Origin of the sequence: Butyrivibrio proteoclasticus, from assembly GCF_900115735.1 — a bacterium.
GTDB lineage: Bacteria > Bacillota > Clostridia > Lachnospirales > Lachnospiraceae > Butyrivibrio > Butyrivibrio proteoclasticus_B.
This window is the reverse complement of sequence record NZ_FOXO01000068.1, coordinates 1-2241: the sequence shown is the minus strand read 5'-3', so window position 1 is coordinate 2241 and position 2241 is coordinate 1. Positions and strand designations below refer to the sequence as shown.

The 2241-nt window shown below is 40.0% G+C and carries 2 protein-coding genes; both read right to left on the bottom strand.

Annotated elements, in window-relative coordinates; all coding sequences use genetic code 11:
* Window positions 1-48: 48 nt before the first annotated feature.
* Window positions 49-1779: an IS66 family transposase gene (locus tag BM146_RS18885; protein WP_074892237.1), complete on the bottom strand. Its 1731-nt coding sequence runs from the start codon at window positions 1777-1779 to the stop codon at window positions 49-51.
* A 22-nt stretch (window positions 1780-1801) separates the two neighbouring features.
* A complete protein-coding gene (locus BM146_RS19910) occupies window positions 1802-2107 on the bottom strand; it encodes a hypothetical protein (protein ID WP_074892235.1) in 306 nt (101 codons plus the stop codon).
* Window positions 2108-2241 lie beyond the last annotated feature (134 nt).

Here is a 2241-nt window from a genome sequence, read left to right as displayed (position 1 = left end):
GTTACAATTCAGTTGTTAGCCAGTGGTTCACGAATAAAGCCGATGTGATCATGCACTCACATCGGCTTCTTCTACTTTCTTTTTCTTCTTTTTTCTGTAACGTTTCCGGTCAAAGATATCTGTTACCCTGTTGTATAGATTTCCTTCTTCAAACTTTAGCGTATATAGAATTCCCAGGCTGTCACAGACATATTCAAAATTGTCTCTGCTTCTGAAAACCATCATCTGTTTTTGCTTTCGCTTGAAGACTCTCGCCAATCTCTCAGCTAACGAATTGTTTGCCGGAACCGCTTTGTCGTGCAGGAAGAGCAGTTCACTTTCCTTGTACTTTACAAGCCGTTTAAATAGATTATAGCCCTCGCGATAATAGTCACTGGGCGGATTATCAAGGTACTCTTTTTCTGCCAGTTCGAGAATCTTATCATATTGTCTCTCAAGAGCCGCTACTTTTTTCTTGTCCAAATCATCCTCTGGACCAAGGCTGTTACGGTAGTGCAACATCTTTTGGACAAGTTTATGCATCTTCTTATTCCATTTCAGATGCGGCTCATTCTCTATGCTTCCTATTGCATATCTACAGTTATGCTGAGAACATTCCTGGTGCTTCATGCCATATTTGTAGAATTCTGTGGCATGATCATGAACCATAGTTCCAACATAATTCTCAAGTGGCGTCCCTTTGATACCTTTATGTCCTTTGTTATCCCTGGCAATGAACATGGCAGCATTCCTGCTTGGTGATGCTATTATAAGGACATGCTTGGATTTCCCGTCTACATTGGCATTAGTGAAATCCGTGTTTACAACAGGGGACGTCATTACCCTTGTAATGATATCCCTTTTTTCCGACTCAGTTTTTGATGAGAATTCTTCACTAAGACCATTTATAGTAGCTTCCGACATCTGCAGGCGTCCTTCAGATAAATCACATAAAAGCTGTTTGATTTTTCCACATGACACGTTGCATTCATTTGATAGAAAAAATGCGAGTGCCTTAACGGAGCTGTCATAATTAACTTTATTCACATAGCCATTTGGAAACTCGGCATGAACCCTGGAACCGTTAATTCTGCTTCTAAATTCTCTTGCCGTATATTCATTTACGCGTATTCCAAGAACAATCTCAATCTTTTGTCTGCGTATGACTTTACCAGTTGCATAATAGTCAGGATCTGATGTATATTTCTCAGGGTCGGGGAGCATATGTGTTTCGGTAGGCTTTAGAGGCTTGAGGAAATGGCCTTTATGGCCGGGTTGTCCTCCACGTTTTTTATCTGTCTTAACACGGGCATTGGGAATCTTTTTTCTCCCAGGTCCCTGAAGTGAAGAGGGAATAGAAGAATTCTCAAAATCCTTGTTTACCTGTGCTGTAAGCTTCTGATTCTTTCCTTTTTCTTCCTCAAGTTCTATTCCGATTCGGTATATTTCCCGTTGTTTGTCACGTGATTTATCAAGGGCTGCATCCCTTTGACGTTCAACTTCAAGAACACGTTCTTTTAATCTGGCGATTTCCCGATCCTTTTCATCTATTTCTTTTTTATGCTCTTTTTCGAGGTCATCAAATACCTCAGACCATGCTTTTCTGGATGAAATGGTTTCATTCTGAGCCTTGGCGACATCACGCTCAAGCATTTTTATCTGTATATTCTTCTTATGGATTATAGCCTCATAATCATCCCTGAGGCTGTTGAAAGCGTTCCCATTCTGATAGCTTTCAACCTGTCTTCGCAGGATGCTGTTACGATATTTAAGAAACCAGATATACTCAGATAATTTCACCTTTTATGCTCCCATGCAATTGCTATTTCTTACTTTTTACTGCTTCTAACTCAAGCTCAAGTCTGACTATTTCTTTTTTGAGTTCGCTCACCTTCATTCCCCTTAGCCGCTCCATGATCTTTTCCTCGGCAGTGGGCTCAGCCTTTTGATAAGGGCTGTTCTTTCTACATCTTCCGTCAGTGGGCTTTATTTCTCCGGTCTCCGGATCAACTCTGCCAATTAAAGTCCGTTTGCACCTTGGCATCTTTGTTTCCTTATCCCAATAAGACTTGGATTCATAAGCATAAGTAATGCCTGATCGCTTGTCAGTTTGATACACAATAGACATAATTAACCTCCTTAGATAGATATGTGTATATCATAACGCATATCTATCTATGATGCAATAAAAAATGCTGAAAAACTCAGTATTTTTCTGCGTTTTTCAGCATTTGTTTATAGGATTATTTAGGTATGCGTTCA

Coding starts and splice junctions, on each gene's coding strand:
- BM146_RS19910 (WP_074892235.1), bottom strand. CDS start 2,107: ATGTCTATTGTGTATCAAACTGACAAGCGATCAGGCATTACTTATGCT.